Source organism: Microcystis sp. M53602_WE12 (genome assembly GCF_030065455.1).
Lineage (GTDB): Bacteria > Cyanobacteriota > Cyanobacteriia > Cyanobacteriales > Microcystaceae > Microcystis > Microcystis aeruginosa.
Genome location: NZ_JASJFB010000232.1, coordinates 1 through 1,182, shown reverse-complemented (window position 1 = coordinate 1,182; position 1,182 = coordinate 1). Strand labels below are relative to the sequence as shown.

General features: G+C 39.6%; 2 protein-coding genes. Both read right to left on the bottom strand.

Annotated features, from left to right (window positions below; genetic code table 11):
* The coding region (locus tag PX482_RS08475) for a helix-turn-helix domain-containing protein (protein WP_287711526.1) at positions 1–98 on the bottom strand (98 nt) is incomplete at its 3' end.
* A 970-nt stretch (positions 99–1,068) separates the two neighbouring features.
* On the bottom strand, positions 1,069–1,182 hold a 114-nt coding region (locus tag PX482_RS08465; RefSeq protein WP_288023342.1), incomplete at its 5' end, for a transposase.

The following is a 1,182-nucleotide window of genomic DNA, read 5'->3' as shown; positions in this document are numbered from 1 at the left end:
GCCTTATTGTAAACCAATCTTACACAGCCCAAAGTGCGCCGCAATAGCGACTCTTGTTCGGGTGTTGGGTAAAATCGAAACGAATAGGCTTTTTCCATATCTCGCATTCTAGCATATATCGTGTAAATGCGCTAATATTTAACAGTAAAGCCGTCGTAGAACGACGGGGTTTCAGACCCAAATTTTCGATGAATCCTTATCCCTGTTAACAACAATGGCTAACTTTCGCCTTCAAAATTCCTATTCTTTAAAATATTGGTTTTGGGGTCTTTTAGGAGCTTTTATGGGATTTAGCTTGGGAACAACCGTTATTATCTTCTATTTTAGACCAGAATCATCCTTGAAAGCTTCCCAGTTATCGATTTCCCCGACGGTTTCTCCTGATACTCCCGAAGCTGTTGCTGCCCTTGGTTATCTTGAACCCCAAGGTGGAATTACTCAAATATCAGCTACTGCCTTTTTGGAAGGAAGTAGAGTAGATAAAATACTGGTAAAACAGGGAGAAAAAGTTGAAAAAGGCGAAATTATGGCTATTTTAGATAATAATGCCCGTTTGCGAGCAGCCCTGAAACAAGCTCAAGCAAATCTGGGTTTAGCAGCATCTAAACTCGAAAAAGTGAGAGAAGGGGCAAAAAAAGGCGAAATTATGGCTCAAGATTCCCGTATGCGTCAAAGCAAAGCGGAATTAGAGGGACAAATAATGAGGCAAACAGCAGCGATCTCTAGTTTGGAATCGGAACTTGAAGGGGAAAAACTAGGACAAAAAGCTACCGTTGAAAGAATTAAAGCAGAATTGAATAATTCTCTCACAGATTGTCAACGTTATCAATCTTTATACCGTAATGGTGCAGTTTCTCAAGGGGAAAAAGAGCGATTTTGTTTAGAGGCGACAACTACACAAAAAAGACTCCAAGAAGCTGAGGCTAACTTGCAACGCATTACGACTACCTTAGAACAAAAAATTCAGGAAGCCAGAGCCAATCTACAACGAACTCTTAATACTTTAGAACAACAAATTCAAGAAAACCAAGCTATGTTAAGTGGCTCTTCGTTACCCTTTATGCTAAATCAACAGACAAGATGCCAAGACAACATACTTCTAACCCAAAAATTCCGAAAGTTTCTAAAGCCATAGCTTCTCCGTTTTATTAGTTTAAGTTTATTGTTGATTCCCTCGACCAT